The organism is Pseudomonas sp. K5002, assembly GCF_013386655.1.
GTDB lineage: Bacteria > Pseudomonadota > Gammaproteobacteria > Pseudomonadales > Pseudomonadaceae > Aquipseudomonas.
The window spans coordinates 1-1,935 of sequence record NZ_JACARK010000663.1 but is presented as its reverse complement, the minus strand read 5'-3'; the positions used below and the strand labels follow the sequence as shown (position 1 = coordinate 1,935).

Below are 1,935 nucleotides of genomic sequence, written 5' to 3'. Positions count from 1 at the left end.
GCAGCGCCTTGACGGTCGCATCCAGCTGGGCAATTTCCAGCGCCTGCCAACAGGCCTGGTCGCTGCGCTCGCGGCCCATGGTCAGGTTGGCGCGCACCGTATCATTGAACAGTGCCGGGTGCTGCAGCACCACGGAGACATTCTCGCGAATCGTCTCCAGGCCGATTTCCTGCTGGGTCGAACCACCGAAGCGAATGCTGCCGGCCTGCGGCGTATACAGCCCCAGCAACAGTTGCACCAGGGTACTTTTGCCGCCGCCGCTGGCGCCGACAATCGCGACTTTTTCACCCGGGGCGATGTTCAGGTTCAACTGGTCCAGCACCAGTTCCTCGCCGTAGCCGAAATTCAGGCCGCGCACTTCGATGCCGACGGTCTCGCGTCCGGTAAACGGATCGGCACCGCCCGCGTATTGCGGTTCATCGGCGCGGGCCAGCAGTTCGTTGATCCGCGTCAGCGCCCCGCCCGCCGCGTAGTAGGCGTATTGCAGGTTCAGCAACTGTTCCACCGGGCTGATCATGAACCACAGGTAACTGAACACCGCGAGCATCTGGCCGATGGACAGGTCGGAAAACAGCACCGTCAGCATCGCCGCCGCACGGAAGATGTCGATACCGAACTGGAACAGCAAGCCACTGGCGCGGCTGGAGGCATCGCTTTTCCACTGGGAATTGACCGCAAAATCCCGCACTTCCTGGGCCCGCTGGCCCAGGCGACCGAGGAAAAAGCCCTGGCGATTGCCGGCACGCACTTCCTGGATCGCATCGAGGGTTTCGGTGAGCGCCTGGGTGAAACGCGATGTGCTGTCGTTTTCCAGCTTCTTCAGGTGCTTGACCCGCTTGCCCAACTGCACCGTGGCGTAGATCACCAGCGGGTTGAACAGCAGGATCAACAGTGCCAGCTTCCAGTGCATCCACATCAGGATCCCGGAGGTGCCTACCAGGGTGAGCATCGCCACCAGGAACCGGCTGAGGGTTTCACCGACGAATTTGTCCACCGTGTCCAGGTCGGTGACCAGGTGCGTGGTCACCGTGCCGCTGCCCAGGCTTTCGTATTCGCTGAGGGAAATGCGCTTGAGGCGCTCGATCAGCCGCACGCGAATGCGATAGACGATGTCCTTGGCCAGCCGCGCAAACAACCGCGCCTGCAGCACGTTGAACACCAGGGCGCCGCAACGCAACAGCAACGTCACCAGCAGCATCAGGCCGATATAGCCGGCGGCCTTCTGCCAACCCAGGGGCAATGCGTGGTTCATCACCTTCAGTGCCGCATCGCCATGGCCCAACAGCACTTCGTCGACCAGCAACGGCAGCAGCAATGGAATCGGCACGCTGCACAAGGTTGCCAGCACGGCGACGCCATTGGCGATCCACAGGGATTTCTTGTGATGCAGCGCCAGGCGGCGGACTTCCGCCCAGGTCAGCCGGTCGACACGCTTGGGTTGCTCAACGGGATCGGGCTGATCATGCACAGGCAGCTCGCTCCAGCCAGCGGCTCAGCAGCGGCGCCAATTCGGACAGCGGCTGATAGCCGTTGGTCAGCAGCGCCAGTTGCCCATTACGCTCCGCCAGCAAGGTCGGGAAACCGGCGATGCCCAGGTCCTGGACCCAAGTGAAATCCGCCGCGGTGGCCGCGTGCTGGTCGGCGCGGTCGAAAGCTTCGGCGAACTCGATACGCGGCACACCAGCGGTCTCGGCCAGTTCCACCAATACGTCGGCGCGAGTCACATCGCGCCCTTCGACGTAGAACGCCTGCTGGATCAGCCCCAGCAGTTTCCACGCGCAATCCGGCGCCAGGCTGCGGGCAGTGACCACGGCGCGGCAAGCCGGCTCGGTGTCGTAGACAAAACCATCAGGCAGTGCACCTTCACGCTTGAACGGCTGGCCGGTGGCGTCGGTCACGGCCTGCCAATGCTCAAGAATATAGCGCCGGGTCGTC

The 1,935-nt window shown here is 63.3% G+C and carries 2 protein-coding genes; both read right to left on the bottom strand.

Translation table 11 applies throughout. The features are described 5' to 3' along the window. The coding region (locus HX846_RS25790; protein ID WP_178966350.1) for an ABC transporter ATP-binding protein at nt 1-1,468 on the bottom strand (1,468 nt) is incomplete at its 3' end. Next, nucleotides 1,461-1,935 (bottom strand): DsbA family protein (locus tag HX846_RS25785; RefSeq protein ID WP_178966349.1); only part of this gene is annotated, 475 nt, incomplete at its 5' end. The genes HX846_RS25785 and HX846_RS25790, both read right to left, overlap by 8 nt.